Below are 702 nucleotides of genomic sequence, written 5' to 3'. Positions count from 1 at the left end.
GCCGCCTTTATCGAGGACGCGGTGGCGATCATCGGCGGCCTGCTGATCGTAGCGGCGGTGGCATGACGACGAAAATCTTCGACGCCATCATCATCGGTGCCGGACAGGCTGGCCCTCCGCTGGCCGGGCGGCTGACGGCCGCCGGCATGAGCGTCGCGCTGATCGAGCGCAAGCTGGTCGGCGGCACCTGCGTCAACACCGGCTGCATGCCGACCAAGACCATGGTCGCCAGCGCCTATGCCGCGCATCTGGCGCGCCGCGCCGCCGACTATGGCGTGACGCTCTCCGGGCCGGTCGGCGTGGATTACAAGGTGATCAAGGCGCGCAAGGACAAGGTCACAAACGACGCTCGCGGCAATCTCGAGACCTGGATTGCCGGCATGGACAAGTGCACCCTCTATCGCGGCCATGCGCGTTTCGAATCCGCCAACACGGTGCGCGTCGGCGACGATCTGCTGACCGCCGAAAAGATCTTCCTCAACACCGGCGGCCGCGCCTCGGTGCCCGACCTTCCCGGCATCCACGACATCGACTATCTGACCAACTCGTCGATGATGGATCTCGACGTGCTGCCGCGCCATCTCGTCGTCGTCGGCGGCAGCTACATCTCGCTCGAATTCGCTCAGATGTTCCGCCGCTTCGGCGCGGAAGTCACCGTCGTCGAGAAGAGCCCGCGCCTGACCGGCCGCGAGGACGAGGATG

Annotated in this window: 1 protein-coding gene; it reads left to right on the top strand. The window is 66.1% G+C overall.

Going from position 1 to position 702, the window contains the following annotated elements; translation table 11 throughout:
• Positions 1 to 62 precede the first annotated feature (62 nt).
• On the top strand, positions 63 to 702 hold a 640-nt coding region (locus EN994_RS34095; protein WP_164746559.1), incomplete at its 3' end, for an FAD-dependent oxidoreductase.

Origin of the sequence: Mesorhizobium sp. M7A.F.Ca.CA.002.09.1.1 (genome assembly GCF_003998555.1) — a bacterium.
In the GTDB taxonomy this organism is placed as follows: Bacteria; Pseudomonadota; Alphaproteobacteria; order Rhizobiales; family Rhizobiaceae; genus Mesorhizobium; species Mesorhizobium ciceri.
This window is presented reverse-complemented; position numbering and strand designations above follow the sequence as displayed.